Consider the following 1,478-nt stretch of genomic DNA (forward strand, 5'->3'; position numbering starts at 1 on the left):
TGAGAGAACGCAAGCCGAACTCCCAGTGAGTTCGGATCTACCAAAGGGTTCCTCACGTTTTCAATCCACACGCCCCGCCGCGAAGCGGCTTACTTGAACCAAAGGATGCACCGGAGTGGGGCTTGCGGCTGCTTCCTGATGGTTACCTTTTCCGTCCCCACCCGGTGATCCTAGACGTTATCCGACCAAAGCCAATGGAATTCGACGACGCATATCCATCCTGCCGCGATACCCACGCAACGGTCAGGATTTTTTCCAAGACCGATGATCCATCGGCTATCTCGCAACTACTTTCGATGCAATGCACTAGTTCTTACCTCGTTGGTGACCGAATATCATCTCGGTCTACACGATTACGTGACACGAACGCTTGGTTCCTTCGCTCAAAAGATTCCGTCGATTCACTGGACTGCCGCAGGCACTTGAACTGGCTTTGCGACCAACTTTCTGCATGCCATCCTCAGATTCGCGAACTCGTTTCTCGTGGCGCCAACTGCGACATAACTTGTTTCTGGGTTTCGGCAATTGGCCAGGGCGGACCATCTTTCTCGCCTGGTGATTTTGACAAACTCTCGAAACTCGGCCTTCCCCTTTGGTTTGACATTTACTCTGGAACCAATGATCGCGGATAACCATTGCATGCACCGGAGTGGCGGCCGCACACTTTCCTCTCTGCTTGCACGTCAAATCCCGCCACCTCGGTGATGCATACCGTTATCCGACTGAGCCGCGGACATTTGCTGCCCGCCTCGCGCCCTGCGGGGCACAACCCATGCTCGACCAAAACGGCTTTGCCCCCAACGCTCGATCAATACTCAAGCCCAGACTGCCCTGCGGGGCATCAACCGACGCCCGAATTCAAATGCTCAACAAATGCTGACGTGCCGGATGCACTGCGTGGCATAAACCAACGCCTGTCCTTAGATACTCGATTTGACGCTGCCCACCGAAACTTGCCTTGCCGACCACACTTTGCTACGCTTTCAAAACGGTGATCGTCACCCGCGGGGACGAAGTCCGCACTGACGGACCATATCGCGATGGTGTCTTGCGGATAACCATTGCATGCACCGGAGTGGCGGCCGCACACTTTCCTCTCTGCTTGCACGTCAAATCCCGCCACCTCGGTGATGCTTACCGTTATCCGACTGAGCCGCGGACACTTGTTGTCTTCCTCGCGCTCTGTGGGGCATTTCTAACGCTCGACCAAAACCGTTGCCCCCAACGCTTCACCAACACTGAAGTGCCGACTGCCCTGCGGGGCATCAACCAACGCCTGAAATTCAATGCTCAATCAATGCCGACGTGCCGGATGCACTGCGTGGCACAACCAACGCCTGTCTTCGGTTGCTCGATTTAACGCTGCCCACCGAAACTTGCTTGTCCGACCACTCTTTGCTACGATCTTAACACGGTGATGGTCACCCACGGGGACGAAGTCCGCCCGGGCGGACCCTATCGCGATGGTGTTTTGCGGA

The 1,478-nt window shown here is 55.7% G+C and carries 2 protein-coding genes; both read left to right on the top strand.

Features of this window, described 5'->3' with window-relative positions; translation table 11 throughout:
- The first annotated feature begins 194 nt into the window (after positions 1–194).
- Complete coding sequence (locus RC85_RS29130) at positions 195–632, top strand: DUF4279 domain-containing protein (protein ID WP_084423024.1); 438 nt, start codon at positions 195–197, stop codon at positions 630–632.
- 359 nt (positions 633–991) lie between these two features.
- Positions 992–1,360, top strand: a complete 369-nt coding sequence (locus RC85_RS28110) for a hypothetical protein (protein WP_162273308.1) — start codon at positions 992–994, stop codon at positions 1,358–1,360.
- Positions 1,361–1,478 lie beyond the last annotated feature (118 nt).

Source organism: Rubripirellula obstinata (genome assembly GCF_001642955.1).
GTDB classification, from domain to species: Bacteria; Planctomycetota; Planctomycetia; order Pirellulales; family Pirellulaceae; genus Rubripirellula; species Rubripirellula obstinata.

Coding starts and splice junctions, on each gene's coding strand:
- RC85_RS29130 (WP_084423024.1), top strand. CDS start 195: ATGGAATTCGACGACGCATATCCATCCTGCCGCGATACCCACGCAACG.